We start from the raw sequence: 25,835 nt of genomic DNA on the forward strand, positions 1-25,835 counted from the left end.
GCGGCCCGGGTCGGCGCGGGTCCGGTCAGCAGGCCGGGTCCGCGAGCGCCTTCACGAACGCCCCGGTCTGGTAGACGTACTCGTAGGCCCAGTCGCCGAGCGTGTACGGCTCGCCGGAGGACACCATCGACAGCTCGCCGTCGAAGCAGCGGCCGAGCAGCAGGCGCGCCCGGGCGATGTGCGGGGTCTGCGTGATGACGACGACGCTGTCCCAGTGGTCCGCCCGCGCATCGGCGGCCAGGGCGCGCGCCTCGCCCTGGGTGGTCCCGGGCTCGGCGGTGAAGCAGATCACGTCCATGTCCGGCTCGTCGCAGGCCACCACGTCGTTCTCGCCCGGAGCCGCGGCCAGATCCGAGGCCCAGACCGAGATCACCAGGGTGTCGGCCACTCCCGCCTCGACGAGGTCGCGGCCGAGCTCGGTGCGCGCGCGGGTGGGCGGCCCGAGGACGAGGACCGCGTCGGCGTGCTCCGGCACCGGATCGATCGCGGGCAGCACGTAGACCGGGATCCCGGCGCCGACCACCAGCACGAGCGCGGCGAGGGCGCCGACGCCGAGGCGCCGTGCCAGCCGTCCTGCCCTGTGCATGCGTCTCCTCGCGAACCCCGGCGGTCACCGTACCCCAGGCAGGTGACACGGGTGTTTCGGCGGCTCGGGACTCCGGCATCAGGCGGACCGTCCTGCTGCGCCCGCAAGCCCCCGATCTCAGCCGGCAGTGCGCGGACCGAACTCTGACATCCTGTGTCTTCGGAGCACGGGACGGTGACTCGTGGCGCTCCCGCGACGCCGTGGCGGTCGCTCCTCCTCGACAGAAGGACAGGCGATGGCTGAACCGACACTGGTGGACGTCGCGCGCATCGCGGGGGTGTCCCGCGCGACCGCCGCGCGCGTGCTCGCGGGCCGGACCAACGTCGACGCCGGCATGACCGCCGCCGTGGAGCGCGCCGCGAAGCAGCTGGGCTACGAGGCGAACGGCGCCGCCCGCATGCTGCGCGGGGGACGCGCGGGCTCGATCGCGCTCATCGTCGCCTTCGAGGATCTCGACCGCCTGCCCGGGACGATCCTCACGGCGGTCCTGAAGGGTGCCGCGGCGAGCCTGCACGCGCAGGGAATCCAGCCGGTCCTGCTGCCCGCGGACTACGACGACAGGGGCCGGGTCGCCCGGCTCCTCCGCACGCGCGCGGTCGACGGGGCCGTCGTGATCCTGCAGAACGAGATGACCCAGGTGACCCAGGAGCTGGCGGACTCTCCCGCGCCGATCGCCTGGGTGGGACGACCGCGGGTCGCCCTCGCGGACGACGCCCTCGTGATCGATGCGGACAACTACGGGGGAGGGAGGCTCGCCGCACGAGTGCTGGCCGAGTCCGGCCGTCGGCGACTCGGCATCATCGCGGGCCCCCATGACATGAAGCCCGCCCGTGAGCGGCTGCGCGGCTGGCGCGACGAACTGGAGCACCTGGGCATCGACTACACGCCCCTCGCGCACGGTGCGTTCACGGTCGAGAGCGGCGTGACCGCGATGGTGCGCCTCCTGCAGCGCTACCCCGATCTCGACGGGATCTTCGCCTCCTCCGACCTGATGGCGCACGGCGCGATCCACGTCCTCCGCGCCGCCGGACGACGCGTGCCGACGGACGTCTCGGTCGTGGGCTTCGACGACGTCGTCATCGCGACCACGACGGACCCGCCGATCACGACGATCCGCCAGCCCCTCGCGGAGATGGGCCGCATCGCCGCCGAGACCGTCGTCGCCGTCCTGCAGGGACGCGAGGTCGACCGGCAGCGGATCCTGCCCGTGAGCCTCGTCCAGCGGGAATCCGCGTAGCGCGGAAGGCGTCCTCGAACAGGGCGGCTCTCGGGGTCGCCGCCGGCTCAGTCCGCGACCAGCGACCGCAGCTCCCGCACCCCCGCGACCACGTCGGCGCCGACGCGCCCCGCCTGCACCGCCGCGCGCAGCGGCAGCGTGCGGTGCGGCCGCAGCAGCCGCCGGGCCGCCGTGCAGGGCAGCGCGTAGAGCGCGACGACGCCCGCGTCGATCCCGTCGAGCCCGCCGTCGTCGCGACCGAAGACCAGCTCGCGTCCCTCGCGGGCCAGCTCGTCGGGCAGCGCCGCCTCGCCGATCGGCAGCCGCACGGAGGCGAGCACGGCGGCGGCGACGATCCGGCGGCGCAGCGGCCGGCCGATCGCGTCTCCGGCGAGCTCGCCGAAGAAGTCGGCGTGCCGCTCGAGGATCGCGGCGACGGTCTCGGCGAGGCGCTCCATCTCGGGGTGCAGCGACAGCCGCGCGAGGCGGCGGTAGGCGTGCAGGGCGATCTGCGCGTCGACCGCCAGCGCGAGGGCGATGGGCCCTGCGAGCAGCCGGGACGAGCGGTCGCGCAGCATCCGGCTCCGGACCACGGGCTCGGCCGGGCCGGTCTCGACGCCGCGGATCCGCGGCGAGGCCGCCAGCACCTCGCCGAGCGCATCGGCGATCCGGTGCCGCTCGGCGGCCCAGGTCGTCGCGAACGACCGCACCCGCGGATCGGGGTGCGCCCGCGCGAGCGGCAGCACCCGCACGACGGCCGCGTGCTCGAGAGCGCGGAGGTAGGCGGACGCGACGATCGCCTCGCGATCCAGCGGCGCCTCCTCGAACTCGCGGATCGAGAAGTGGTCGCGGAGGCTGCCGTGCGCGCTGCGACGGTAGCTCTCCACGTCGAACGGTTCCGCGATGCCCATGCTCCACCCGCCTTCGCTTCGACCGTACCGCCATCCTGGGCCCGGAACCTGAACGGCGGAAGGTCCGCCGCTGCCAGACTGGAGCCCGCGCGCCGCCCGGCCGCGGGACGGGGCGGAGATGGGGTCTCGCGGGTCCGCGGTCGCCGCGATCCTCCTCGCCGCGGTCTGCTTCGGCACCACCGGCACTGCGCAGTCGCTCGGCGCCGAGGGCGTCGATCCGCTGCTGCTCGGCGCCGCCCGGATCGTGCTCGGCGGGGCGCTGCTGGCCGCCCTGCTCGGCGTCGAGACGGCGCGCGCTCCCCGCCGCGCCGCCCGGAGGCCGCGCGTCTCGACGGTGCTGCTCGTCCTCCTCGGTGCGGCCGGCGTCGCCGCGTACCAGCCCGCCTTCTTCACCGGCACCGCCGAGAACGGCGTCGCGGTCGGCACGATCGTCGCGCTCGGCTCCGCCCCCGCCTTCACCGGACTGCTCGAGTGGCTCCTGCTGCGCTCCGCCCCGAGCCCGCGCTGGTTCGTCTCGACGGCGCTCGCCGCGGTCGGCGTCGTGCTGCTCGCCGGCCTGCTGACCGGTGGCGCCGCGGGCGGAGTCTCCGTGCTCGGTCTCGCGGGCTCGGCCGGAGCCGGCGCCGCCTACGCGCTCTACGCCGTCTGCGGCAAGCTGCTGCTCGAGCGCGGCTTCACTCCGGCCGCCGCGATGGGCGCCCAGTTCGGCACCGCCGCGCTGCTCGCACTGCCGGTCCTGCTCGCGGGCGACCCCGGACGCCTCGCCGGCTCCCTCCCCGCCGTGCTCTGGCTCGGCGTGGTGACCGTCGCGGTCGCCTACACCTTCTTCGCGCGGGGCTTGCGCCTCCTGCCCGCCGCCACGGTCTCGACGCTCACCCTCGTCGAGCCCGCGACGGCGACCCTCCTCGGCGTCGCCCTGCTCGGCGAGCGGCTGACACCCGACGCGGTCGCCGGCATCGCCGTCCTGGTGCTCGCCGTGCTGCTCCTGGCTCTGCCCGCGCGCCAAGGGAGTGCGCGCCGGGGGAGTGCGCGCCGCAGGAGGTCCGAGGTCGTCGCGCCTGAGGCGCCGTCGAGCCTCGCGGAGTAGCCTCTGCCCTGCCGCGGCGCCTGAGCGCCTCACCGATCGACGACGAGGGGGCGGATCCGATGACCAACCCCTGGCTCGCCCTGCCCGGCAGCGGTCGCCGCCGCCCGCTGGTCGAGGCGTCCTGGGAGCGGGCGCGCCGCCACCGCCTCGACCCCGAGCGCCTCACCGCGCCGCTGTCCTTCTCGAGCGACGAGCTGCGCGACTACCGGATGGGCCACCCGCTCGCCTCGGTGCTGCCCGTCATCCGGCGCCTCCTCGTCCGCGACGCCGACGAGGACAGCGGCGTGCTCGTCGCGGTCGGCGACGCCCTGGGTCGGCTGCTCTGGATCGACGGCGACCAGGCGCTGAAGAGCTCCGCCGAGCGGATGCTCTTCGTCGAGGGCGCGGCCTGGGCCGAGCCCGACGTCGGCACCTCCGCTCCCGGCACCGCCCTCGTCCTCGATCACGGCGTGCAGATCCACGGCGCCGAGCACTTCGCCTCCCTCGTCCACCCCTGGAGCTGCACCGCGGTGCCGATCCACGACCCCGAGACCCACGAGATCCTCGGTGTGATCGACATCACCGGCGGCGCCGAGGTCGTCGCCCCGCAGACCCTTCCGCTGATGGAGGCGACCGCGGCGGCCGTCGAGAGCCAGCTGATGGTGCAGCGACTGCAGCGCCCGCGCCGCGCGCAACCCCGCCGCTCGCCACCCCGGCCCGCGGCGGCCCGCGCGCCGAGCCTGCGCGTCCTCGGCCGCGAGACCGGCGTCGTCAGCGCCGACGGCGTCGAGCTCGAGCTCTCCACCCGGCACGCCGAGATCCTCACCCTCCTCGCCTGGCACCGCGCGGGGCTGTCCGCCGAGGCGCTCGCCCAGCTGCTCTACGGGCGGGAGGACGCGGTGGTCACCGTGCGCGCCGAGATGGTGCGCCTGCGCCGGATCCTCGAGCCGCGCCTCCCGAGGCTGGTGCCGCTCTCGCGCCCGTACCGCCTCGCCAGTCCGGTCGACCTCGACGCGCGCCAGGTGGTCGGCCTGCTCGATCGCGGCGCGCACCGGCTCGCCCTCGACGCCTACGCCGGCGCCCCGCTGCCCGGCTCCGAGGCCCCCGGCATCCGCGCGATCGCCGACGAGCTGCGCGCCCGCGTCCGCGCCACCGTGCTCACCAGCGCTGCCGCCGAGACGCTGCTCGCCTACGCGCACGGGCCCGACGGCCACGACGACGCGGAGGTCTGGGCCGAGCTGCTGCGGATCCTGCCGCGCCGCTCGCCCCGCCGCGCCGGCATCGTCGCGCACCTGGAGGAGCTCGAGGCCGAGCAGCGCTGACCCGTGTCCGGCCGTCGCCTCCGTCGCCGCGCGGCCGTGCAACGGTGTGCAACCTCCCGCGACGTACGGTCGGATCGAGCGCGACACCCCGCACTCACCCGACAACGACGTCGATGGAGGTCCACATGACGCTGTACGCCGACCCGGTAGCCGACCAGGCACCGAAGGAACCGGAGTCCACGGTCTACGCCAACCCGGGCACGGAGGGATCCGTCGCCTCGTTCCGCTCCCGGTACGACCACTTCATCGGAGGCGAGTACGTCGCCCCCGCGAAGGGCCAGTACTTCGAGAACATCACCCCGATCACCGGGAAGCCCTTCTGCGAGATCGCCCGCGGCACCGCCGAGGACATCGACCGCGCGGTCGAGGCCGGCTGGAAGGCGTTCCCGAGCTGGGGCAAGACCAGCCCCGCCGAGCGCGCGAACGTCCTGCTGCGCATCGCCGACCGGATGGAGGCGAACCTCGAGCTGCTCGCGGTCGCCGAGACCTGGGAGAACGGCAAGCCGGTGCGCGAGACCCTCGCCGCCGACATCCCCCTCGCGATCGACCACTTCCGCTACTTCGCCGGCGCCCTGCGCGCCCAGGAGGGCGGCGTCTCCGAGATCGACCACGACACCATCGCGTACCACTTCCACGAGCCGCTCGGCGTGGTCGGCCAGATCATCCCCTGGAACTTCCCGATCCTGATGGCCGTGTGGAAGCTCGCTCCGGCGCTCGCCGCCGGCAACTGCATCGTCCTCAAGCCGGCCGAGCAGACCCCCGCCTCGATCCACGTCCTGATGGACCTGATCCACGACCTGCTGCCCGCCGGCGTCCTCAACATCGTCAACGGCTTCGGCATCGAGGCCGGCGCCCCGCTCGCCTCGCACCCGCGGATCCGCAAGATCGCCTTCACCGGCGAGACGACCACAGGCCGCCTGATCATGCAGTACGCGAGCGAGAACCTCATCCCGGTCACGCTCGAGCTCGGCGGCAAGAGCCCCAACGTGTTCTTCGCCGACGTGGCCGCCGAGCGCGACTCCTTCTACGACAAGGCGCTCGAGGGCTTCTCGTTCTTCGCCCTCAACCAGGGCGAGGTCTGCACCTGCCCCTCCCGCGCCCTCGTGCAGAAGTCCATCTACGACGACTTCGTCGGCGACGGACTCGACCGCGTCGGCCGGATCAAGCAGGGCAACCCGCTCGACGTCTCGACGATGATCGGCGCCCAGGCCTCCAACGACCAGCTGGAGAAGATCCTCTCCTACATGGACATCGGCAAGCAGGAGGGCGCGAAGCTGCTCATCGGCGGTGACCGCGCCGACCTGGGCGGCGAGCTCAGCGGCGGCTACTACGTCAACCCGACGGTCTTCGAGGGGCGCAACTCCATGCGCATCTTCCAGGAGGAGATCTTCGGCCCCGTCCTCGCCCTCACCTCGTTCGAGGACTTCGACGACGGCATCGCCATCGCCAACGACACCCTCTACGGCCTCGGCGCCGGAGTCTGGAGCCGCAACGGCGCCCAGCTCTACCGCGCCGGCCGCGCCATCGAGGCCGGCCGCGTCTGGTCCAACACCTACCACCAGTACCCCGCGCACGCGGCCTTCGGCGGCTACAAGCAGTCCGGCATCGGCCGCGAGAACCACAAGATGATGCTCGACCACTACCAGCAGACGAAGAACCTCCTCGTCAGCTACGCGGAAGGGCCCATGGGCTTTTTTTGAGTTGTCGTGCGGCGATTCCTCGCTCCGCTCGTCATCACCGCCGCAGTCGGCTCGCCGAGGTGGTCGCGCTGAGTGGAGCGAGGACCGTCGCGCTACGGAAATCCGCTGCCACGCGGATTCCCGCTCCGCGCTCTTCCCTGCTGCCGCCCCTCACCGTGCGGCGGCGGCAGGGGGCCCACCTCATGCTGGTCGAGTAGCCCGCGCAGCGGGCGTATCGAGACCCACGTGACCAGCAGGTGCGGGAGCTCGGCCTCCTCGCTCCGCTTCGCACCCAGGATCCGCGTCGCGCTTCCCGCGGTTGCGGGCCCTTCCATGCTGGTCGAGTAGCCCGCGCAGCGGGCGTATCGAGACCCACCCCGCCAGACACCGCACCACCGAGAGGACACCGCCCATGGACAGCACGCGAGTCGACGTGACCGAGGCGGCAGCCGGCATGCTGCGGAGGATGAGCGAGCTGCACGGCCCGCTGATGTTCCACCAGTCCGGCGGGTGCTGCGACGGCAGCTCGCCGATGTGCTTCCCGGTCGGGATGTTCCGCACGGGGGCGTCCGACGTGCTCGTCGAGACGCTGCACGTGGACGGCCTCGAGCCGATCGAGTTCTACATGTCGCGGACGCAGTTCGAGTACTGGAAGCACACCCACCTCACCGTCGACCTGGTCGACGGCCGGGGGAGCGGCTTCAGCGTCGAGGCGCCCGAGGGCAAGCGCTTCATGATCCGCAGCCGCCTCCTCACCGACGCCGAGCTGGTCGAGTTCGGCCTCCTGCCGGCGGCCGCCGTCCAGCTCTGACCCGCTCGGTCGCACGGAATCGCTCGCCTCGGGAATATACCCCCCGGGGGTATGTTGCACCACGGTGACCGACCACGAGGGAGCACCGATGACCGACGCCGCGCACGACCACAGCACGCACACGTCCTCCGCCACGACGTCCTGGCGGACCGCCGCGACGGCCACCCTGCACTGCCTCACCGGCTGCGCCATCGGTGAGGTCCTCGGCATGGTGCTCGGCACCGCACTCGGGCTGCACACCCTCGGCACCGTCGTGCTCTCGATCCTGCTCGCCTTCGCCTTCGGCTACGCCCTGACGATGCGCGGCGTGCTCCGCGCGGGGGTCTCCTGGCGCGCCGCCGTCGGCATCGCCCTCGCGGCGGACACCGTCTCGATCGCGGTGATGGAGGTCATCGACAACACGACGATGCTGGCGATCCCCGGCGCGATGGACGCGGGTCTCGCGACGGGCCTCTTCTGGGGCTCCCTCGCCGGCTCGCTCGTCCTGGCCTTCGTGGTCACCACCCCGGTCAACCGCTGGCTGATCGGCCGCGGCAGGGGCCACGCGGTCGTGCACCGCTTCCACCACTGACGGCGGAACGCGCTGGGGCTCAGACCGACGGCTGCGGCGGGCTCGTCGCGGTCGAGCCGGTGCTGATCCGCACGCCGATCTCCGTGCCGCGGATCACCGAGGTCCCCGCCGAGGGATCCGTCCCGGCGACCTGGCCCTCGGGCACCGACGAGTCGACCTGGCTCATCCCGCCGACCACGAACCCCGCGGCCTTGAGCGCGCTGACGGCCGCGTCGACGCTCTTCCCGGTCACGTCCGGGATAGTCACCATCGGCGCCTTCACCAGCGACTGGTCGGGCTTCGCGAAGGCGGAGCCGCCGTACTCGCGGTCGAAGGCGGTCATCACCGGGTTCCAGATCCGGTGCCGCGCGAGGATCGCCGAGCCGCTGTCGAAGTCGATCGAGTCGAGCGCCATCCGCTTGCCGGCGTCGTTCAGCGCCGAGATGCTGCCGACCCAGACCGCGAGCGCGACCTCGGAGGAGGCGCCGAGCGTCCAGCCGTCGGCCGCGCCGTCGGTGGTGCCGGTCTTGGTGATGTGCTCGATGCCGTCGCCGGGGCTCGCCGCCTGACCGGTGCCCTGCGAGGTGACCTCGAGCAGCGCGTACTGCGTGGCGCGGGCGACGGCCGTCGTCGTCGACTGCGTGCAGGTCGAGGCGGGCGCCTCGATGTCCTGCCCCTCGGGCCCGACGATCGAGTCGATGGCCACCGCGCTGCAGGTCCGGCCGTCGTTCGCGACGCCCGCGTAGGCGACCGCCATGGTCAGCGGGGCGATCTCGTTCGTGCCGAGCACCGTCGCCGGGGATTCGAGCAGCGGGGTCGCGTCCGCGCGATGCACGCCGAACGCCTCCGCGGTCTTGCGGATGTCGCAGAGGTCGAGCAGGTGTGCCATGCCGATGAAGCCGGTGTTGATGGAGTCGATCGTGGACTCCAGTGCGTTCAGCGAGGCGGGGAAGATCTGCCCGCCGTTGTTGTTCGGATTGAACACCCCGTAGTCCTGCGGGCCCTCGCAGCTGTCCTGGAAGCCGGTCCAGTTCTTGTTCTTCGCGTCGAACTGCTCGAGAAGGGTGTGGCCGTCCTGCAGCCACTCCATCAGCGTGAAGACCTTGTAGGTGGAGCCCGGCTGGAAGCCGTTGCCGCCCCCGTAGGCCGCGTCGACCGAGAGGTTGATCGCCGAGTACTCGGCGCCGTCGGCCGAGGCGATCTGCTCCGGGTCCTGGCTGTACTTCTTGTTCTGCACCATGCTCAGGATCCGCCCGGTCCCGGTCTCCACGCCGACGGCCGCGGCCCCGACGTCGAAGCGCGGGTCGGTCGCGGGCACCTGGTCGGTCATGACCTGCGCCGAGGTGTCCTGCATGGCGAGGTCGATCGTCGTGTAGACCTTGAGCCCGCCGCGCTTGAGCGCCGCATAGCGCTCGTCGGCGGTGGCGCCGAGGGCCGGGTCGTTGCGCAGCACGTGCGAGACGTAGTCGCAGAAGTAGGCGGCGCTGCCCGCGGTCTGGCAGCCGGTCGACGGGGGAGTGATGACCGGCTCGATCGGCGCGGCCTTCGCGGCGTCGCGGGTCGCGGCGTCGATCTTCCCGTACTCGAGCATCCGGTCGAGGATGTAGTCGCGCCGGCTCGTGGTCAGCGCGTAGCCGTTCGCCTCGCCGTTGTCGGGGTCGTCGGGGCGGTCGAAGCGGAACTTCTCCGGGTTGTTGACGATCGCCAGAAGCGCGGCCGACTGCCCGACCGAGAGGTCGGCCGCGTCGATGCCGTAGTAGTACTCGGCCGCGGCCTCGATGCCGTAGACGGTGCCGCCGAAGAGGGCGATGTTGAGGTAGCCGAGGAGGATCTCGTCCTTCGAGTACTCCTTCTCCACCCCGATCGCGAGACGCATCTCCTTGAGCTTGCGCTCGGGAGTGGTCGCGGTCGCCTCCGCGTAGGCCGCGGCGCGCTCGGTCTCGTCGCTGATCGACTCGGCCTTCTGCACGAGCACGTTCTTGACGTACTGCTGCGTGATCGACGAGCCGCCCTGCGGCACCGCGTCGAGGAGGTAGGTGCTCGCGACGGCGCGCAGGGTGCCCTGCAGGTCGATGCCGCCGTGCTCGTAGTAGCGCGGGTCCTCGCTCGAGACGACGGCGTCGAAGACCGGCGCCGCGATCTGGTCGGCGGCGACCTCGATCCGGTTCTGGTCGTAGAAGGAGGCGAGGAGCGTCGGGTCCTCGGGGTCGCCCGCGTAGACGTCCGTTTTCTGCATCAGCTCGCCGACCTCGAGGTAGCTCGGCAGCGACTGGAACGCCGAGATCGTGCCCGAGGTGGCCGCCCCGGTGAGCGCGACCGCCGGCGCCACGACGATCGTCGCGAGCAGCCCGGCCAGCACGCTGACGATCACGAATCCGAACAGCGCGCCGAGAGCCCCGTGGACGGTGCGACGGGGCTGGAAGACGGGAACGTTCGGACGCTTCAGGATGGATCCTCTCGGTGCACCAGCACCCTAGGCGACGCTCCCGACATCCCCGCCCAGGCGCGCCCGCGGCCCCATTGCCCGTCGCGGGATCCACCTGGTGGCCTCCGACGCAGTGCTCATCTGCACGCCGTCCCCCCAAGAGATGACCACATGATCGTGTAGTGATGAGGACTCGTGAAGTCTCCCGGTGTGTCGCTCGTGAAGACCAGGTTGCCGTCGTCCTGCATGGTCAGAATCTTGCGTTGTTCGTTTCCGCACTTGCGGCCTGGGTTGGAGGACCAGAGCGGAGTCGAGTTGCGATAGATGACGATGTTGTTGTCGCCCTGGAACTTGATGTTCGTCGCTCCGCGCCCGGCTGTGCCACTCGACCAGATCGCTTTGTCGCCGTCGTAGACGACCCAGTTCCCGTCCGCCTGGAAGGTCGAGCGGTACCGGCCGTTCAGTGAGCGGGAGTCGAGCTTCGAGTACCCGGGCGGGTAGGAGCAGCCTGAGTAGGTCCAGAAGAACTGGTTGTCGGGCCCGACGCACGAGAGGTGGTTGTACAAGTAGGAGATCTCGTTGCCGAACTGATCGGCAGCCTGTGCTGCCGGCGCGAAGACCGTGGCCGTCAGCATCGATGAGGCCGCGGCGACCGCGGCCAGCGATCTCCGCCAGGGCCGTCGGCCTCTCGCCGTCGCGGGGAGTGCATCACTCCGACTGCTCGTTCCGCGTCTCTCGGTCCACTGCATGGCTGACTCCTTCGTCACCGGGTACGGCGACGGTCGTCGTCCCCAGTGGGGACGCTAGTCAGGCCGAACCGCTCGGCTCATCGATGGCATGAGACGCCCGCTCGGATGGCGCGCGCCGTCAGGCGCATCTGCTCGGCGGCGGCTTTATTCGAGAAGGTCTCCATTGCGATCGGCGATGTCTCCGACATTCTTCGGAGCCGTGCCGGTACTCACCTGCAGGGGGATGATCTCTCCACGGAGAACGGTCTCGTCCGCGCTCGGCGTGGTCGAGACGACGGAGCCCTCGGGGATCGATGTGGAGTCGACGGGTTCGGTGATGCCGACGGAGAAGCCCGCGGCGGTGAGCGTGGCCGTGGCCGCGGCGACTGTCAGCCCGGTGACGTCCGGCACCTCGGTCAGCGTCGCACTCCGCGGTGAGGACGCGAGCATGGAGGCGGGCGGATCGATGAAGTCGTCGCCGCCGTACTTCTGATCGAGCGCGGTCATGATCGGCTTCCAGATCGCGTGGCGCGCGTCCGCGGCCCGGATCGAGCCCTCTTCGCCGGTCAGCGTCGTCCGGCGCAGGTTCTGCTTGGTCTTGTCCTCGAAGCCCTTGATGCTGCCGACCCAGACGGCGAGCGACGTGGCGCGGCTGGCACCGGCGGTCCAGACATCGGCTGCATCGTCCGTCGTGCCGGTCTTGGCGATGTGCTCGATGCCGTCACGCGGATCCGAGGCGGTCGCGGTGCCGGAGGTGATGACCCGCTGCATGGCGTACTGCATGCCTCGTGCCACCTCGGGGGTGACGGACGGCCTGCAGGACGAGGCGGGCGGCGCGACCGCCGCGCCGGTGCTGTCCGTGATCCGATCGATGACCATCGGTTCGCAGGTCGTCCCGTCGTTCGCGATGCCGCCGTAGGCGCTGGCCACGGTGAGCGGAGCGATCGGATTCGTCCCGAGGACGGACGCAGGCCTGCTGTCCAGCTCCTTCACGTCGGCGCGGTGGATGCCGAACGACTCCGCCGTGGTGCGGATGTCGCAGACGTCGAGCTGGTTGGCCATGCCCATGAAGCCGGTGTTGATCGAGTTCGCCGTGGCCTGGACCGCGGTCATCGACGAGGCGTCCTCGGATGCGACGTCGTTCCGCGGAGCGAACCGCTCACCCGAGTAGTAGCCGTCGTTCGCCACATTGCACTTCATCGGGTAGGAGCGGAAGCCCGACGTCGGCGAGGGGAACGACTCGTTCAGCGTGTGCCCCGCCTTCAGCCACTGCGCGAGGGTGAAGACCTTGTAGGTCGAGCCGGTCTGGACGCCGGCCGTGCCGCCCATGTCGACGTCGACGTTGAGGTTGATCGCGCTGAAGCCGGGGTTCGCGGCGAGGAACTCCTCGTCCTGGCTGTACTTCGTGTTCTGCACCATGGACAGCACGCGGCCGGTGCCCGCCTCGACCGACGCGGCGGTCGCGCCGACCTGGAAGCGGGGGTCGTACGACGGGATGTAGGCGTTGATCGCCGCCTGCGAGACCTGCTGGATGTCGAGGTCGAGCGTCGTGACGATGTCGAAGCCGCCCTGGCGGATCCGCTGGTAGCGCTCGTCGTCGTCGGCGCCGAACGCCTCGTCGTTGCGCAGCACGTTCAGCACGTACTCGCAGAAGTACGCCGCGTTGCCCGCGGTGGCGCAGCCGGTGGAGGGCTCGGTGATGTTCGGCGTGATCGGCTCGGCGATCGCCGCGTCGTAGACCTCCTGGCTGATCTTCGAGTACTTCAGCTCCTCGGCCAGGATGTAGTCGCGACGCTCCTTGGTCGCGGCGTAGCCGTTCGCGGCGCCGTTCGCCTCGTCCGTCGGGTCGTCGAAGCGGAACTTCGACGGGTTGTTGACGATCGCCAGCAGCGACGCCGCCTGCGAGGTCGAGAGCTGACTGGCGGGGATGCCGTAGTAGTAGTTGGCCGCGGCCTCGATGCCGTAGACCGTGCCGCCGAAGAGCGCGATGTTGAGGTAGCCGAGCAGGATGTCGTCCTTCGACGTCTCCTTCTCGAGGCCGATCGCGAGGCGCATCTCCTTGAGCTTGCGCTCGGGGGTCGGGTCGGTGGCGAGCTTGTAGGCGGCGTCGCGCTCCGCCTCGTCGGTGATCGACTCGGCCTTCTGCACGAGGACGTTCTTGACGTACTGCTGCGTGATCGACGAGCCGCCCTGCAGGTCGTCGCCGGTCAGCGTGACCGCGAGCGCGCGGAGCGTGCCCTGCAGGTCGATGCCGCCGTGCTCGTAGAAGCGCGGGTCCTCACCGGCGACCGCGGCGTCCTTGGCGGTCTGCGCGACCTCGTCCCAGCCGACCTCGACGCGGTTCTGGTTGTAGACGGAGGCGAGGAGGGTGGTGCCGTCGCCCGCGTAGATGTTCGTGCGCTGCATCAGCTGGCCGGCGTCGAGGTAGCCGGGCAGGTTCTGGAACATGCCGATCGTGTTGCTGGTCGCGAGGCCCGTCAGCGCGAGCGCCGGAGTGACGCCGACGGTGATCAGCACGCCCGCCACGGCACTCATCCCGATGAAGCCCAGCACTGCCCGCAACGACATCCCGAGCGGTCGAGCGGAGCTGCGGGATGCGGTGGGGAGAGCCATGGAGCGGGAGGTCCTTCCGGCGCGGTGGTGCCGCGCGAATGCAGGGTGGCGGGTCGTCGCGCCGGTCGTGCGAATCCCCTCGGTCATGGTACGCGACGCGCCCGGGAGGAGGGGGTCCTCCGAGAGGACGAGATGCACCTGTGACGAGGCGTCCGCGACCTCGGAATCGGACGGCGACCCGGAGGTGGGAATCCGGCGCGCATGACCGACGGAAGGCGCCCCCGGGCACGCCGCTTCCGTATCGTGGAGGGTGCGTCCCCGCGAGGGGAGCGTCGGCATCACCGCACCACCAGTCGCCCCGGGGCCCCGGGGCGGTCGGCCCCGGCAGAAAGCACACACCATGGCACGCATCCACGACGACGTGACGCAGCTCGTCGGCAGGACCCCGCTCGTCCGCATCAACCGCCTCGACGGAGCGGACAGCGCCGTCGTCCTGGCCAAGCTCGAGTTCTACAACCCCGCGAACAGCGTGAAGGACCGCATCGGCGTCGCGATCGTCGACGCCGCCGAGGCGTCGGGGGAGCTGCCGCCCGGTGGCACGATCGTCGAGGGCACGAGCGGCAACACCGGCATCGCGCTGGCCATGGTCGGCGCGGCCCGCGGCTACAAGGTGATCCTGACGATGCCCGAGACGATGTCGACCGAGCGCCGGGTCCTGCTGCGCGCCTACGGCGCCGAGATCGTGCTGACCCCCGGCTCCGAGGGCATGCGCGGCGCGGTCGAGAGAGCGCAGGCCATCGTCGCCGAGACGCCCGGCGCCGTGCTCGCCCGTCAGTTCGAGAACGCCGCCAACCCCGAGGTGCACCGCCGCACGACGGCCGAGGAGATCTGGGAGGACACCGACGGCGAGGTCGACGTCTTCGTCGCCGGCATCGGCACGGGCGGCACCATCACCGGCGTCGGCCAGGTCCTGAAGGAGCGCAAGCCCGGCGTGCAGATCATCGGCGTCGAGCCGATCGACTCGCCGCTCCTCACGCAGGGCACGGCCGGCCCGCACAAGATCCAGGGGATCGGCGCCAACTTCGTGCCCGCCAACCTCGACCGCGACGTCTACGACGAGATCATCGACGTCACCCTCGACGACTCGGTGCGCGTGGCACGCGAGATGGCCGCGCAGGAGGGCATCCTCGGCGGCATCTCCTCCGGCTCGATCATGTGGGCGGCCCTCGAGGTCGCGAAGCGCCCCGAGAACGCGGGCAGGACGATCGTCGCGATCGTCTGCGACTTCGGCGAGCGGTACATCTCGACGGTCCTCTACGAGGACCTCCGCAGCTGAGCGCCGCCGGACCCCGTCGCGGCGCGGCCGGACGACCCACCGCCCTCGCACGCCTCCGCGAGGACGTGGCGGCCGCGCGCCTGCGCGATCCTGCGGCCCGCAGCGCGGTGGAGGTGGTGCTCGCCTACCCGGGGCTGCACGCGGTCTGGGTGCACCGCCTCGCCCACCGGTGGTGGCGGCGCGGCGCGCGCCTGCCGGCCCGGCTGCTCGCGCAGGCGGCCCGCGCGGCGACCGGAGTGGAGATCCACCCCGGCGCGACGATCGGCCGCCGGCTCTTCATCGACCACGGCATGGGCGTCGTGATCGGCGAGACGGCGCGGATCGGCGACGACTGCATGCTCTACCACTCCGTCACACTGGGCGGGAAGTCGGCGAAGCGCGAGCGGCGCCACCCGACGCTCGGCGACCGCGTGGTCGTCGGTGCGGGGGCCGTGATCCTCGGGCCGATCGTGCTCGGCTCGGACGTGAGCGTCGGCGCGAACGCGGTCGTGGTGAAGGACGCCCCGGACGGGGCCGTGCTGGTCGGGATCCCCGCCCGCGATCTGCGCGCGCTGGGCCGCGCCGACGACGCGCTCGCGGACCCGGCCTTCTGGATCGACCCCGCGATGTACATCTAGGGCCGAGCCGTCGAAGGCCGGTCCGTCCACGGCCGAGGCGGGGTCTCAGTCGTCGTCGTCGCGGCGCGAGATGTCGCGCTTCGCGCTCTTGATCACCGCGAACGCGTCCAGGGCGTGCACCCGCGTCTCCTTGAGGTCGAGGATCGGCGCGGGGTAGCCGTCCGCTTCCGGCGTCAGCGTGTCGCCGAGCGTCCACGGCTCGTGGATCACGGTGCGGTCGAGCTCGGCCAGCTCCGGGACGTACTCGCGCAGGTAGCCGCCCTCCGGGTCGAACTTCTTCGACTGCGTCACCGGGTTGAAGACGCGGAAGAACGGCGACGCGTCGGCGCCGGACCCCGCGACCCACTGCCAGTTGGCGGCGTTGCTCGCCGGGTCCGCGTCCACGAGCGTGTCCCAGAACCAGTCCTCGCCCACCCGCCAGTCGACCAGCAGGTTCTTGATCAGGAACGACGCGGTGACCATCCGGACCCGGTTGTGCATGTAGCCGGTCTTCCACAGCTCGCGCATCCCCGCGTCGACGAGCGGGAAGCCGGTGCGGCCCTGGTGCCAGGCATCGATCTTGTCCTCGCCCGGGTGGCCCCAGGGGAAGGAGTCGAAGCGGGAGTCGAAGTTGGCGGTCGCGAGGTCGGGCCAGTGGAAGAGCAGGTGGTAGCAGAACTCGCGCCAGAGCACCTCGGCGAGGAAGCGGTCGCTGCCCTCACCGCGGTGCTGCCCCTTCGCGTGAGCCTCCTCGAGCGCGTGCCAGACCTGGAACGGACTGATCTCGCCCCAGCGCAGGTGCGGGGACAGATTCGAGGTGGCATCGCGCGCCGGCAGGTTCCTGTCGTCGGCGTAGTCGTCGAGCTGCTCCGCGAGGAACGCACGCAGCCGCTTCGCCGCCGCCTTCTCGCCCGGCACCCAGCGCTCGCGGAGCCCGCCCGCCCAGTCGGGGCTGGTCGGCAGCAGCTGCCAGTCGTCGAGGTCGTCGGAGGCCGCCTTCGTCGCGATCCCGTCGATCTCGCGCGGCCGCGGCACGGGAGCGCGCGGGGTGTCCCGGTTGCGGCAGGCGCGCGCGAACGGCGTGTAGACGGAGTAGGGGGTGCCGCCGCCGGTCTGCACGGTCCACGGCTCGAAGAGCAGCGAGCCCTGGTGGCTCTCCGCCTCGACGTCCCGGTCGCGCAGCGCCTCCTTGATCGCGGCGTCGACGGTCCGCTCCGCCTTGCCGTAGCGGCGGTTCCAGTGCACCGCGCCCGCGCCCAGCTCCTCGGCGAGCTGCAGGACGACGGCCTCGGCCGGTCCGCGGCGCAGGATCAGGGACGCTCCGGCCTCGTCGAGGTCGCCCGCGAGCGCGAGCAGGCTCCCGTGCAGCCACCAGCGGGCCGCGCCGCCGAGCGGTCGGATGCCGTCGGACTCCTCGTCGAGCACGTAGCAGACGGCGACGGGGCCGCCGCGGTCGATCGCGGCCCGGAGTGCCGGATTGTCGGCGAGACGCAGGTCGTCGCGGAGCCAGACGAGGGTGGGGGAGGAGCTGCTCATGGTCCCTCCATGATCCGCGAGCGCGGCGCCCCTGCGAAGTGCTGGCCGCGCGGCGGCGGGGCGTGCTAGCGGAGGGCGGGGGCGCTCAGGCCGAGGCGACGCGCTCGCGCAGCTTGTCGCAGAGGGCGGTCAGCTGGTCGAGCTCGTCGTCGTCGAGGGCCGCTCCGACGTGGTCCGAGATCGTCTGCATGTGTGTCATCGCCACCCGCCGGAAGAGCGCGTAGCCCTCGTCCGTGATCTGGATGACCGTGCCGCGGGCGTCGGTCGGATCCTCGCTCTTGGTCACGCAGCCGCGTGCGACCAGGCGGTCGATCAGGCGGCTGACGCTCGGCTGCGTCAGGAGGACGTGCTTGTTCAGGTCCCGGAGCCGGGCCCGGCGCTCGGGCTGCAGCGTGAGGTTGAAGAGGACGTCGTACTCGTTGAGCGAGATCTCCTTCGACGGGAAGTCGGTGCTCAGCGCCCGCATCACGTGCACCTGCGCTCGGAACAGCGACTCCCACGCGGCGACCGCACGTCTCGAGCTCACGCATCCTCCTTGTGTTCCGTTCAGGATACGGCGTCTCGACAGCCCTGCGGCGCCCGGGGCGCGGGGTCGTCCGGAGGGTGTCGCGCGGAGGCGGTGCTCAGTCCGGGAACGACAGAAGGCCGGCCGCTGAGGCGAGCGGCCGGCCTTCATTCCCTTGCACCAAGAGTGTCCTGCAATCACTTCTTGCGCTTCCCGCCACAGCAAACGGTCGACGCACTTGAACTATATAACGGATCGATAACGCCGCAAGGTCCGATTTCCTGAGGTTTCCCTGTGCCCCCGCGTCGCCCCGGAGGCGGGGTCTCGATACGCCGCGTCCCGCGCCTACTCGACCAGCATGATGGCGCGGCCTCCGTCGACCGAGCGCGGGACCCGCAGGCACGCGGAGCGCTGCCGCTTGCGGACGCGCGAAGCGCCGCTGTCCCTTTCATGCTGATCGAGTAGCCCGCTCCGCGGGCGTATCGAGATCCCCCACCGCAGAGGCGTGGGTCTCGATACGCCGCGTGCCGCGGCTACTCGACCAGCATGTGGTGCCGCCGACCCCTCGTCCGACTCGGGCCGAACGACCAGCGGCCGCCGGCGAGGCGTCAGGTGGAAAACGCGTGTCAGCGTTTTCCACGAGCCGTACGCAGGACGCTCTATGGAACGCGACCACCTGAGGAGCCGACCGCGGCGGAGCGAGCGCTCGCGCTCGCGCAGCAATCGAGCACTGAGGAGTGGGCGCGAGCGCCCACTCCTCAGAACAGATCGGGGCTAGGGGTGGACGCGTAGCGGATGGCGACGTCCGCGTGGCGGTCGAAGCGGTAGCCGACGCCGCGGACGGTGCGGACGATGTCCTCGTAGCGGCCGAGCTTGGCGCGGAGGCGGCGGACGTGGACGTCGATGGTGCGCTCGTTGGGGGCGTCGTCGTCGGCGGCTCCCCAGAGTGAGGAGATCAGCTCGGCGCGCTCGATGGTGCGGCCCTCGCGGAGGACGAGGTACTGCAGCAGCTCGAACTCCTTGTAGGTGAGGGCGGTGGTCTCGTCGTCGAGGATGACGCGCTTGCGCGAGATGTCGATGACGACGCCGCCGGGGGCCCGGTCGAGGTCGGGCTCGGTCTCGGAGCGGCGGCGGGCGACGGCGGCCGGGTCCTGGAGGGCGAGGCGGACGACGTCGACGTCGCGGCCGCCGGCGCCCTGGGGGGCGAGGGCGACGGAGGCGTAGGTCTCGGCGTCGGGAGCGAACTCGGCGGTGACGCGCTTGAGCTCCTCGACCAGGCGGCCGAGGTCGATGCCGGCGGCGCGGGCCTTGGCCTCGTCGATGCCGACGTAGAGGGCGAAGCCGCGGGCCTCGGTGCCCTGCGGCACGGCGCGGAGCCGGGGAGCGGCGGGCGCGGGCTCGGGGGCGGCCTGGAGGCGGGGGGCCTCGGCGGGAGCGGAGACGGGACGGGCGTGGAGGAGGGACATGACGAATCCTTGGGGTGGTCGGATCCGGGACGAGTGTCCGGGGAGCGGATCCGGGTGTGCGCGCGAGAGCCGGTGCACGAGGTGCGGGCCGGCAGGGGCGGATGCGGGGCATCCAGGGGTTCACCGCGCCTGCGACGCCCGGCCGATCGGAGGATCGTGACGATCAGTGCGATCGGGGGCGGAGGCTGTGCGGGGAACCGGCGAGGGTGATTCCTCAGGCGCACATTCGACAGCGCAGGACGAGGCCGCCGGCCATCATCATGCCGGCATCCCCGATGGCCTCAAGGGAGGTCAGGGCGTGCGCGTTGTCAGTCATGGTCGAAAGTAAAGCGGATGGTGGCGGACCCCGTCAACAGATCCGCGCACACTGGCGCGCTCCGGGCGCCGCGGCGGGCGCCCGGAGCGGCTCAGCCGGCGAGCCCGTAGAGGCGGTCGCCCGCGTCGCCGAGGCCGGGGACGATGTAGCCCAGCTCGTTGAGCTTCTCGTCGAGCGAGCCGAGGACGATGGTCACGTCCTTGCCGACGAACGCCTTCTCCACGGCCGCGAGGCCCTCGGGGGCGGCGAGCAGGCAGACGGCGGTGACGTCCTCGGCGCCGCGGTCGAAGAGGAACTGGATGGCCGCGATCAGCGAGCCGCCGGTGGCGAGCATCGGGTCGAGCACGAAGCACTGACGGTTGGACAGGTCGTCGGGCAGGCGCTCGGCGTAGGTGGTCGGCTCGAGGCTCTCCTCGTTGCGTGCCATGCCCAGGAAGCCCACCTCGGCGGTGGGGATGAGCTTGACCATGCCCTCGAGCATCCCGAGGCCCGCGCGCAGGATCGGCACGACCAGCGGCTGCGGGTCGCTCAGCGCGAGACCGGTGGTCGTGGTGACCGGCGTCTCGATGGTGACGGTGCGGGTGCGGACACCGCGGGTCGCCTCGTAGGCGAGCAGGGTCATCAGCTCCTCGGCGAGCTGCCGGAAGGTGGGGGAGGGGGTGCGCTTGTCGCGCAGCACGGTGAGCTTGTGCGTGATCAGCGGGTGGTCGGCTACATGGACGCGCATAAGCTCAATCTACTTGCCGGTCGGAGCCGGCCGGAGCCGGACGAGGGGGCGCGATGCGCGAGAGCGACCTCCCCCTCCCTCCCGAGGCGGACGCCTGGATGCGGCTCGCGCTCGACGAGGCCCGCCGGGCCGCCGAGTGGGGCGACGTGCCGGTCGGCGCGGTGGTCGTCGATCCCGACGGTGCGGTGATCGGGCGCGGCCGCAACGAGCGCGAGCTGCGCACGGATCCGACGGCGCACGCCGAGGTGGTCGCACTGCGGGAGGCCGCTGCCGCCCGCGGAGACTGGCAGCTCGCGGGCTGCACCCTCGTGGTCACCCTCGAGCCGTGCGCGATGTGCGCCGGGGCGATCCTCGCCTCCCGGCTCGAGCGCGTCGTCTTCGGGGCGTGGGACGAGAAGGCGGGTGCGGCGGGATCGGTGCACGACCTGCTCCGGGACCGCCGGCTGCACCACGTGGTCGAGGTGTATCCGGGGCTGCGCGCCGACGAGGGTGCGCGGCTGCTGCTCGACTTCTTCGCGGCGAAGCGCTGAGCGGGCCGGAGTGCGGTCAGCCCTGCGCGCGGACCCACTCGGTCAGCGCCGCCTCCGTCGCCGTCCGCATCCGCTCGAAGCGGCCCTCGCGCACGTCGTCCTCGAGTTGCTCGTGCCCGTAGCCCGCTCCCGCGGCGTACTCGGCGTCGCCCTCGAGCCAGCGCGCGGCCAGCTCGCCGGTGAGCTCCGGGTGGAACTGCACGCCGAGCAGCCAGTCGTCGATCGCGAACGCCTCGACGGCGTAGGAGGGCGAGGAGGCGAGCAGGGTCGTCCCCGCTGGCAGGTCGAAGGTGTCGCTGTGCCACTGCATCACCGGGACCTCGGCGAGGTGGCGCAGCGGCGAGCGGAGCCCCGCCTCGGTCGCGACGATGCCGCGGAAGCCGACCTCGCGGGTCGGGCCGGGGCGGACCTCCTCGCCGAGCGCGGCGGCGATCAGCTGCGCGCCGAAGCAGACGCCGAGGGTCGGTCGGCGGTGGTGCAGCCGGTCCTGCAGCAGGGCGATCTCGGGCGAGATGAAGGGGTGCCGGGCGGTCTCGTAGACGCCGGCGCTCGAGCCGAGGGTGACGACGAGATCGGGCGCGAGGATGTCGACCGAGTCGAGGTCGGTGCCGGCGACCGCGTCGACCGCGAAGCCCCGGTCGCGCAGCATCGGCTCGAGGGCGCCGAGTCCGGCGCCGCGCTCGTTGACGATCGCGAGGACCCGGCGCATCAGCCGGCGCTCCCGCTGGTGGCGGCCGGCTCCGCGGGCGGCGTCGCCCCGCGGTCGACGTCGGGTTCGAGGTAGATGACGCGGGCGGCCGGGACCGCGTCGCGGATGCGCTTCTCCGTCGCGTCGATCCCCGCGGCCAGCTCGGCCATCGTCTCAGCGGCGGGGAAGGCGAGCTTGGCGGCGACGAGGATCTCGTCCGGACCGAGGTAGAGGGTCTTCATGTGGATGACGCGCTCGACGTCCGGACCGGCCTCGATGGCCGTGCGGATCGCCGCGGCGTCGGCCGGGGTCGCGCCCTCGCCGACCAGCAGGCTCTTGGTCTCGACGCCGAGGACGATCGCGACGACGACCAGCAGCGTGCCGATCATGATGGTGCCGATCGCGTCGAAGACCGTGTTCCCGGTGATCACCGAGAGGCCGACGCCGAGCAGCGCGAAGACGAGACCGGTGAGCGCGGCGACGTCCTCCAGCAGTACGACGGGCAGCTCCGGCGCCTTCGCCCGGCGGATGAACTGCAGCCAGGACTGCTGCCCGCGGACCTTGTTCGACTCCTTGACCCCGGTGCGCAGCGAGTAGCCCTCGAGGCAGATCGAGACGACGAGGACCAGGATCGGCAGCCAGGCGTTCTCGAGCTCGTGCGGCTCGGCGATCTTCTCGACACCCTCGTAGATCGAGAACACGCCGCCGACGGAGAAGAGGATGATCGCGACGACGAAGGCGTAGACGTAGCGCTCGCGGCCGTAGCCGAACGGGTGCTCCTCGTCGGCGGCCTTCCGCGCCTTGCGGCCGCCGAGCAGGAGCAGCAGCTGGTTGCCGGAGTCGGCGAGCGAGTGCACGCCCTCGGCCAGCATCGAGGCCGAGCCCGAGAAGAACCAGGCGACGAGCTTGGTCAGCGCGATGCCGAGGTTCGCGGCCAGCGCCGCGATGATGGCGGAACCGCCTCCGGATGCGCTCACGGGGTCTCCTCGGGGTGACTCGTCGGGGTGCTGGTGCTCGGGGGTGGTCGGCCCATCCTAGGAGGCGTGCGCCGGGCAGCAGGCTCCCGCCGTCGACCGAGTCGTGCCCCTGCGCGGAGATCGCCTTCGTACGATGGGCGGATGACCGACGCACCCGTGCAGCTCCCGTCCATCGCCGTCCTCGGGCTCGGCTCGATGGGGGGCGCGATCCTCAGCGGACTGCTGGCTCCCGGCGTGGAGGTGAAGGGCGGTGTAAGCGTGACCAACCGCGACGCGGAGAAGGCGGCGCGCTGGAGCGGCCACCCGGTGGTGACCGCGTTCGCGACCGCCGACGACCCGGAGGCGAACCGGCGCGCGGTCGACGGCGCCGCCGTGGTGCTGGTGGCCGTGAAGCCGCACATGGTGCCCGCGCTGCTCGACGAGGTCGCCGACGCCCTCGCCCCCGGGACGATCGTGGTCAGCGTCGCGGCGGGCGTGACGGTCGCGACGTTCGAGGCGCACCTGCCCGCCTCGGTGTCCGTGCTCCGCTCTATGCCGAACACCCCGGCCGTCGTGGGCCGTGCGGTCACCGGCCTGAGCGCCGGCACCCGCTCGAGCGAGGACGACCTGGCGCTGGTGCGCCGGCTGTTCGAGACCGTCGGCGAGGTGGTGGAGGTGCCGGAGTCGCAGCTCGACGCGCTGTCGACGATCTCGGGATCGGGGCCGGCCTACGTCTTCCTCCTGGTCGAGGAGCTGACCGCCGCGGCGCTCGCCAAGGGCTTCACGCCCGAGCAGGCCGCGACGATGGTCACCGGCACCTTCCGGGGCGCCGCCGAGCTGCTGGTGCACTCCGGCGAGGAGCCGGCCGAGCTGCGCCGCCGGGTCACCAGCCCGAACGGCACGACCGAGCGCGCGATCGCCGTGCTGCAGGAGGCCGACCTCGCCGCCCTCTTCACCCGCGCCACCGACGCGGCCCTGGCCCGCGCCCGCGAGCTCGCCGCCTCCTGACCCCTGCCGCTCCTCCGCGAGATGCCACTTATGAGCCCGACACGCCGTGACGGGAGCTCATAAGTGGCATCTCGCGGAGGGGGTCAGGAGCCGAGGGCCGCGAAGCGCTCGATGTCGGTGGGGGTGCCGCTGACGACGATGAGGTCGTGGTTGGAGACGACGGTCTGCTCGGTCGCGTAGGTGAAGGGCTTGCCCGGGCTCTTCACGCCGACGACGGTGACGCGGTGCTTGCGGCGCACGCCCGACTCGGTGAGGGTCAGGCCGCGGATCGGCTTCGGCGGGTACATCTTGGCCAGCACGAAGTCGTCGTCGAACTCGATGAAGTCGAGCATCCGGCCCGAGACCAGGTGCGCGACGCGCTCGCCCGCCTCGGCCTCCGGGTAGATCACGTGGTTCGCGCCGATCCGCTCGAGGATCTTGCCGTGCGAGCGCGAGATCGCCTTGGCCCAGATCTGCGGGATCTTGAGGTCGACGAGGTTCGCGGTGATCAGCACCGACGCCTCGATCGAGGAGCCGACGGCGACGACGGCGACCTGGAAGTCCTGCGCGCCGATCTGGGCGAGGGCGTCGAGCGAGCGGGCATCGGCCTGGACCGCGTGGGTGACCCGCTCCGACCACTTCTGCACGAGCCCGGCGTCGGCGTCGATCGCGAGCACCTCGCGGTCGAGCCGGTCGAGCTGGCCGGCCGTCGCGGCGCCGAAGCGACCGAGGCCGATCACCAGCACCGGGGCGTCGTACCTGATGCGGTCAACCAACGATGGGCCTCTCTTCCGGTCGTCTGAACAACTGCCTGCGCTGGCTCGCGGCGAGCGCGGCAGCGAGAGTCACGGTACCAACGCGGCCCATGAACATCGTCAGCGCCAGCACGTAGACGCCGGAGGTCGGCAGCTCGGCGGTGAGCCCCGTCGACAGACCGGAGGTGGCGAACGCCGAGATCACGTCGAAGAGGACGTGGTCGAGCGGCGCCTTGGTGATGTGCAGGATCAGGACCGACGAGACGGCGACGGTGGTGGCTCCCCAGAGCACGACGGAGACCCCGAGGCGCAGCACGTCGTTGGGGATCCGGCGGCCGAACGCCTCCATGTCGTTGTTGCCGCGCGCCTCGGCGAACGCCGCGAGGAAGAGGATCGCGAGCGTCGTCACCTTGATGCCGCCCGCCGTCGAGGCCGAGCCGCCGCCGATGAACATCAGCATGTCCGTGACGAGCAGGCTGGAGCCGTTGAGATCGGGGATCGAGATGGTCGAGAACCCGCCCGAGCGCGTCATCGTCGACAGGAAGAAGGACTGGAAGACGGTGTCGCCGGCGTCGAGGGTGCCGAAGGTCGTCGGATTGTCGAACTCGAGCACGATGTAGAGCACCGCTCCCGCGACGAGCAGGATCAGCGAGGTGACCAGCGTGAGCTTCACGTGCACCGACCACTTGCGCGGGCGCCGCCAGCCGCGCGAGAAGGCGTAGATCACCGGGAAGCCGATCGAGCCGAGGAAGACGCCGATCATCAGGATGCCGAGGAACCAGTAGTCGTCCTCGAACGGCGTCAGGCCGGCGGCGTTGGGCGCGAAGCCGGTGTTCGTGAAGGCCATCGCGGAGTAGTAGAAGGAGTGCCAGATCGCCTCGCCGATCGGGATGCCGTCGATCAGCATCCGCGGGAAGAGGAGCAGGGCGACCACGATCTCGATCACGGCGGCGCTGATGGCGACCGTCGCGAGCAGGCCGCCGATCTCGCCGAGCCGCACGGCCTGCCCCTCGGCGACCGGTCCGGAGTGGATGCGGAGCGGGTTCGAGTCGCTCGCGGCCATCAGCTTCGCGCGGAGCCCCAGGCGGCGCGAGATCGCCAGGCCCATGATCGAGGCGAGCGTCAGCACGCCGAGGGCGCCGATGTTCACGCCGATGAAGACGATCGAGTGGCCGAACGCGGACCAGTGCGTCGCCATGTCGACCGTGGCGAGGCCGGTGACGCAGATCACCGACATCGCGGTGAAGAAGGCGTCGTGCAGCGGAGTGACGGTGCCGGTCGTGCTCGACACCGGCAGCGAGAAGAGCAGGGTGAAGACGAGGATCAGGCCCGAGAAGATCATGATCGCGAAGCGCGACGGCGAGCGGCCGGCGAAGTCGTCGACGAGGTCGCGGGCCCGGGCGAAGCTCGACCACGGCGAGGCCGGCGAGACGCCCACGGGGCTGCGGAACTGCTGCCGAACCACCACGGCGGGCCCTCCACTCGATCGCGGCCATGCTACCCGCTCGCCGGTCGGCGCCCGGGGCGCCGGGACGCCATGCGCCGCGGGGCATACGCACGGGCGACACCCTGCCCGCGGCGGAGGGCGCT

The 25,835-nt window shown here is 71.8% G+C and carries 23 protein-coding genes; 10 read left to right on the forward strand and 13 right to left on the reverse strand.

Annotated elements, in window-relative coordinates; translation table 11 throughout:
- Positions 1-25: 25 nt before the first annotated feature.
- Complete coding sequence (locus MT351_RS03575; RefSeq protein ID WP_243581276.1) at positions 26-586, reverse strand: YdcF family protein; 561 nt, start codon at positions 584-586, stop codon at positions 26-28.
- A gap of 235 nt (positions 587-821) precedes the next feature.
- On the opposite strand from MT351_RS03575, the gene MT351_RS03580 reads away from it, so the two are divergent.
- On the forward strand, positions 822-1,823 hold the full coding sequence (locus MT351_RS03580) for a LacI family DNA-binding transcriptional regulator (protein ID WP_243581277.1): 1,002 nt from the start codon (positions 822-824) through the stop codon (positions 1,821-1,823).
- A gap of 47 nt (positions 1,824-1,870) precedes the next feature.
- Here the strand turns inward: MT351_RS03580 and MT351_RS03585 are convergent, their stop codons facing one another.
- A complete protein-coding gene (locus MT351_RS03585; RefSeq protein WP_243581278.1) occupies positions 1,871-2,713 on the reverse strand; it encodes a ferritin-like domain-containing protein in 843 nt (280 codons plus the stop codon).
- Between the two features lie 118 nt (positions 2,714-2,831).
- Between MT351_RS03585 and MT351_RS03590 the strand changes: the two genes are divergently transcribed.
- The 5 genes from MT351_RS03590 to MT351_RS03610 all read left to right on the forward strand — a co-directional run bounded on the left by MT351_RS03590 (position 2,832) and on the right by MT351_RS03610 (position 8,162).
- Complete coding sequence (locus tag MT351_RS03590) at positions 2,832-3,800, forward strand: DMT family transporter (protein WP_243581279.1); 969 nt, start codon at positions 2,832-2,834, stop codon at positions 3,798-3,800.
- A 59-nt stretch (positions 3,801-3,859) separates the two neighbouring features.
- Entirely contained in the window at positions 3,860-5,101 is a 1,242-nt protein-coding gene (locus tag MT351_RS03595) for a GAF domain-containing protein (protein ID WP_132437505.1), read from the forward strand.
- 125 nt (positions 5,102-5,226) lie between these two features.
- Positions 5,227-6,801, forward strand: a complete 1,575-nt coding sequence (locus MT351_RS03600) for an aldehyde dehydrogenase family protein (protein WP_243581280.1) — start codon at positions 5,227-5,229, stop codon at positions 6,799-6,801.
- 391 nt (positions 6,802-7,192) lie between these two features.
- Positions 7,193-7,591 carry a DUF779 domain-containing protein gene (locus MT351_RS03605; protein ID WP_132437506.1) on the forward strand — a complete coding sequence of 133 codons (399 nt, stop codon included), beginning with the start codon at positions 7,193-7,195 and terminating at the stop codon, positions 7,589-7,591.
- 88 nt (positions 7,592-7,679) lie between these two features.
- Entirely contained in the window at positions 7,680-8,162 is a 483-nt protein-coding gene (locus MT351_RS03610) for a DUF4396 domain-containing protein (protein ID WP_123736756.1), read from the forward strand.
- A 19-nt stretch (positions 8,163-8,181) separates the two neighbouring features.
- Here the strand turns inward: MT351_RS03610 and MT351_RS03615 are convergent, their stop codons facing one another.
- From MT351_RS03615 to MT351_RS03625, 3 genes are all read right to left on the reverse strand, one after another.
- The gene (locus tag MT351_RS03615) at positions 8,182-10,512 is read right to left on the reverse strand and encodes a penicillin-binding protein (protein ID WP_243581281.1); all 2,331 of its coding nucleotides are present in this window, start codon (positions 10,510-10,512) and stop codon (positions 8,182-8,184) included.
- Positions 10,513-10,703: 191 nt separating this feature from the next.
- The gene (locus MT351_RS03620; RefSeq protein WP_243581282.1) at positions 10,704-11,315 is read right to left on the reverse strand and encodes a hypothetical protein; all 612 of its coding nucleotides are present in this window, start codon (positions 11,313-11,315) and stop codon (positions 10,704-10,706) included.
- A 144-nt stretch (positions 11,316-11,459) separates the two neighbouring features.
- The gene (locus tag MT351_RS03625; RefSeq protein WP_243581283.1) at positions 11,460-13,862 is read right to left on the reverse strand and encodes a transglycosylase domain-containing protein; all 2,403 of its coding nucleotides are present in this window, start codon (positions 13,860-13,862) and stop codon (positions 11,460-11,462) included.
- 385 nt (positions 13,863-14,247) lie between these two features.
- Here MT351_RS03625 and cysK point away from each other — a divergent pair, with 385 nt between their 5' ends.
- Both cysK and epsC read left to right on the forward strand, forming a co-directional pair.
- Positions 14,248-15,183 carry a cysteine synthase A gene (gene cysK, locus MT351_RS03630; protein WP_243581284.1) on the forward strand — a complete coding sequence of 312 codons (936 nt, stop codon included), beginning with the start codon at positions 14,248-14,250 and terminating at the stop codon, positions 15,181-15,183.
- A gap of 65 nt (positions 15,184-15,248) precedes the next feature.
- Positions 15,249-15,800: a serine O-acetyltransferase EpsC gene (gene epsC / locus MT351_RS03635; RefSeq protein ID WP_243581285.1), complete on the forward strand. Its 552-nt coding sequence runs from the start codon at positions 15,249-15,251 to the stop codon at positions 15,798-15,800.
- 45 nt (positions 15,801-15,845) lie between these two features.
- Here epsC and MT351_RS03640 read toward each other — a convergent pair whose 3' ends face one another.
- The 4 genes from MT351_RS03640 to upp all read right to left on the reverse strand — a co-directional run bounded on the left by MT351_RS03640 (position 15,846) and on the right by upp (position 20,329).
- Positions 15,846-17,315, reverse strand: a complete 1,470-nt coding sequence (locus tag MT351_RS03640; protein WP_243581286.1) for a deoxyribodipyrimidine photo-lyase — start codon at positions 17,313-17,315, stop codon at positions 15,846-15,848.
- A gap of 85 nt (positions 17,316-17,400) precedes the next feature.
- Positions 17,401-17,781: a MarR family winged helix-turn-helix transcriptional regulator gene (locus MT351_RS03645; protein ID WP_123736825.1), complete on the reverse strand. Its 381-nt coding sequence runs from the start codon at positions 17,779-17,781 to the stop codon at positions 17,401-17,403.
- Between the two features lie 797 nt (positions 17,782-18,578).
- Positions 18,579-19,286, reverse strand: a complete 708-nt coding sequence (locus tag MT351_RS03650; RefSeq protein ID WP_123736761.1) for a winged helix-turn-helix domain-containing protein — start codon at positions 19,284-19,286, stop codon at positions 18,579-18,581.
- 407 nt (positions 19,287-19,693) lie between these two features.
- Entirely contained in the window at positions 19,694-20,329 is a 636-nt protein-coding gene (upp, locus tag MT351_RS03655) for a uracil phosphoribosyltransferase (RefSeq protein WP_243581287.1), read from the reverse strand.
- 53 nt (positions 20,330-20,382) lie between these two features.
- Here upp and tadA point away from each other — a divergent pair, with 53 nt between their 5' ends.
- On the forward strand, positions 20,383-20,859 hold the full coding sequence (tadA, locus tag MT351_RS03660; protein WP_243581288.1) for a tRNA adenosine(34) deaminase TadA: 477 nt from the start codon (positions 20,383-20,385) through the stop codon (positions 20,857-20,859).
- A gap of 16 nt (positions 20,860-20,875) precedes the next feature.
- Here the strand turns inward: tadA and MT351_RS03665 are convergent, their stop codons facing one another.
- Positions 20,876-21,568: a gamma-glutamyl-gamma-aminobutyrate hydrolase family protein gene (locus MT351_RS03665; RefSeq protein WP_243581289.1), complete on the reverse strand. Its 693-nt coding sequence runs from the start codon at positions 21,566-21,568 to the stop codon at positions 20,876-20,878.
- On the reverse strand, positions 21,568-22,524 hold the full coding sequence (locus tag MT351_RS03670) for a cation diffusion facilitator family transporter (RefSeq protein ID WP_243581290.1): 957 nt from the start codon (positions 22,522-22,524) through the stop codon (positions 21,568-21,570). The genes MT351_RS03665 and MT351_RS03670 overlap by 1 nt, the downstream gene beginning before the upstream one ends.
- A 141-nt stretch (positions 22,525-22,665) precedes the next feature.
- Between MT351_RS03670 and proC the strand changes: the two genes are divergently transcribed.
- Positions 22,666-23,511: a pyrroline-5-carboxylate reductase gene (gene proC, locus MT351_RS03675; RefSeq protein ID WP_243581291.1), complete on the forward strand. Its 846-nt coding sequence runs from the start codon at positions 22,666-22,668 to the stop codon at positions 23,509-23,511.
- 83 nt (positions 23,512-23,594) lie between these two features.
- On the opposite strand, the gene MT351_RS03680 is transcribed toward proC, so the two are convergent.
- Positions 23,595-24,266, reverse strand: coding sequence for a TrkA family potassium uptake protein (locus MT351_RS03680; protein WP_123446620.1), 672 nt, complete (start codon positions 24,264-24,266; stop codon positions 23,595-23,597).
- A complete protein-coding gene (locus tag MT351_RS03685) occupies positions 24,259-25,683 on the reverse strand; it encodes a TrkH family potassium uptake protein (protein ID WP_374204742.1) in 1,425 nt (474 codons plus the stop codon). Before MT351_RS03685 ends, MT351_RS03680 begins: the two co-directional genes overlap by 8 nt.
- Positions 25,684-25,835: the final 152 nt, after the last annotated feature.

Origin of the sequence: Rathayibacter sp. VKM Ac-2926, assembly GCF_022815565.1 — a bacterium.
GTDB lineage: Bacteria > Actinomycetota > Actinomycetes > Actinomycetales > Microbacteriaceae > Rathayibacter > Rathayibacter festucae.

What these genes read in the sequence shown, in the direction of transcription:
- proC (WP_243581291.1), top strand. Translation starts at nt 22,666, where the DNA reads ATGACCGACGCACCCGTGCAGCTCCCGTCCATCGCCGTCCTCGGGCTC.
- MT351_RS03665 (WP_243581289.1), bottom strand. Translation starts at nt 21,568, where the DNA reads ATGCGCCGGGTCCTCGCGATCGTCAACGAGCGCGGCGCCGGACTCGGC.
- MT351_RS03605 (WP_132437506.1), top strand. Translation starts at nt 7,193, where the DNA reads ATGGACAGCACGCGAGTCGACGTGACCGAGGCGGCAGCCGGCATGCTG.
- MT351_RS03650 (WP_123736761.1), bottom strand. Translation starts at nt 19,286, where the DNA reads ATGTCCCTCCTCCACGCCCGTCCCGTCTCCGCTCCCGCCGAGGCCCCC.
- MT351_RS03580 (WP_243581277.1), top strand. Translation starts at nt 822, where the DNA reads ATGGCTGAACCGACACTGGTGGACGTCGCGCGCATCGCGGGGGTGTCC.
- MT351_RS03625 (WP_243581283.1), bottom strand. Translation starts at nt 13,862, where the DNA reads ATGTCGTTGCGGGCAGTGCTGGGCTTCATCGGGATGAGTGCCGTGGCG.
- MT351_RS03645 (WP_123736825.1), bottom strand. Translation starts at nt 17,781, where the DNA reads ATGCGGGCGCTGAGCACCGACTTCCCGTCGAAGGAGATCTCGCTCAAC.
- cysK (WP_243581284.1), top strand. Translation starts at nt 14,248, where the DNA reads ATGGCACGCATCCACGACGACGTGACGCAGCTCGTCGGCAGGACCCCG.
- MT351_RS03640 (WP_243581286.1), bottom strand. Translation starts at nt 17,315, where the DNA reads ATGAGCAGCTCCTCCCCCACCCTCGTCTGGCTCCGCGACGACCTGCGT.
- MT351_RS03575 (WP_243581276.1), bottom strand. Translation starts at nt 586, where the DNA reads ATGCACAGGGCAGGACGGCTGGCACGGCGCCTCGGCGTCGGCGCCCTC.
- MT351_RS03610 (WP_123736756.1), top strand. Translation starts at nt 7,680, where the DNA reads ATGACCGACGCCGCGCACGACCACAGCACGCACACGTCCTCCGCCACG.
- MT351_RS03595 (WP_132437505.1), top strand. Translation starts at nt 3,860, where the DNA reads ATGACCAACCCCTGGCTCGCCCTGCCCGGCAGCGGTCGCCGCCGCCCG.
- upp (WP_243581287.1), bottom strand. Translation starts at nt 20,329, where the DNA reads ATGCGCGTCCATGTAGCCGACCACCCGCTGATCACGCACAAGCTCACC.
- MT351_RS03585 (WP_243581278.1), bottom strand. Translation starts at nt 2,713, where the DNA reads ATGGGCATCGCGGAACCGTTCGACGTGGAGAGCTACCGTCGCAGCGCG.
- MT351_RS03620 (WP_243581282.1), bottom strand. Translation starts at nt 11,315, where the DNA reads ATGCAGTGGACCGAGAGACGCGGAACGAGCAGTCGGAGTGATGCACTC.
- MT351_RS03590 (WP_243581279.1), top strand. Translation starts at nt 2,832, where the DNA reads ATGGGGTCTCGCGGGTCCGCGGTCGCCGCGATCCTCCTCGCCGCGGTC.
- tadA (WP_243581288.1), top strand. Translation starts at nt 20,383, where the DNA reads ATGCGCGAGAGCGACCTCCCCCTCCCTCCCGAGGCGGACGCCTGGATG.
- MT351_RS03600 (WP_243581280.1), top strand. Translation starts at nt 5,227, where the DNA reads ATGACGCTGTACGCCGACCCGGTAGCCGACCAGGCACCGAAGGAACCG.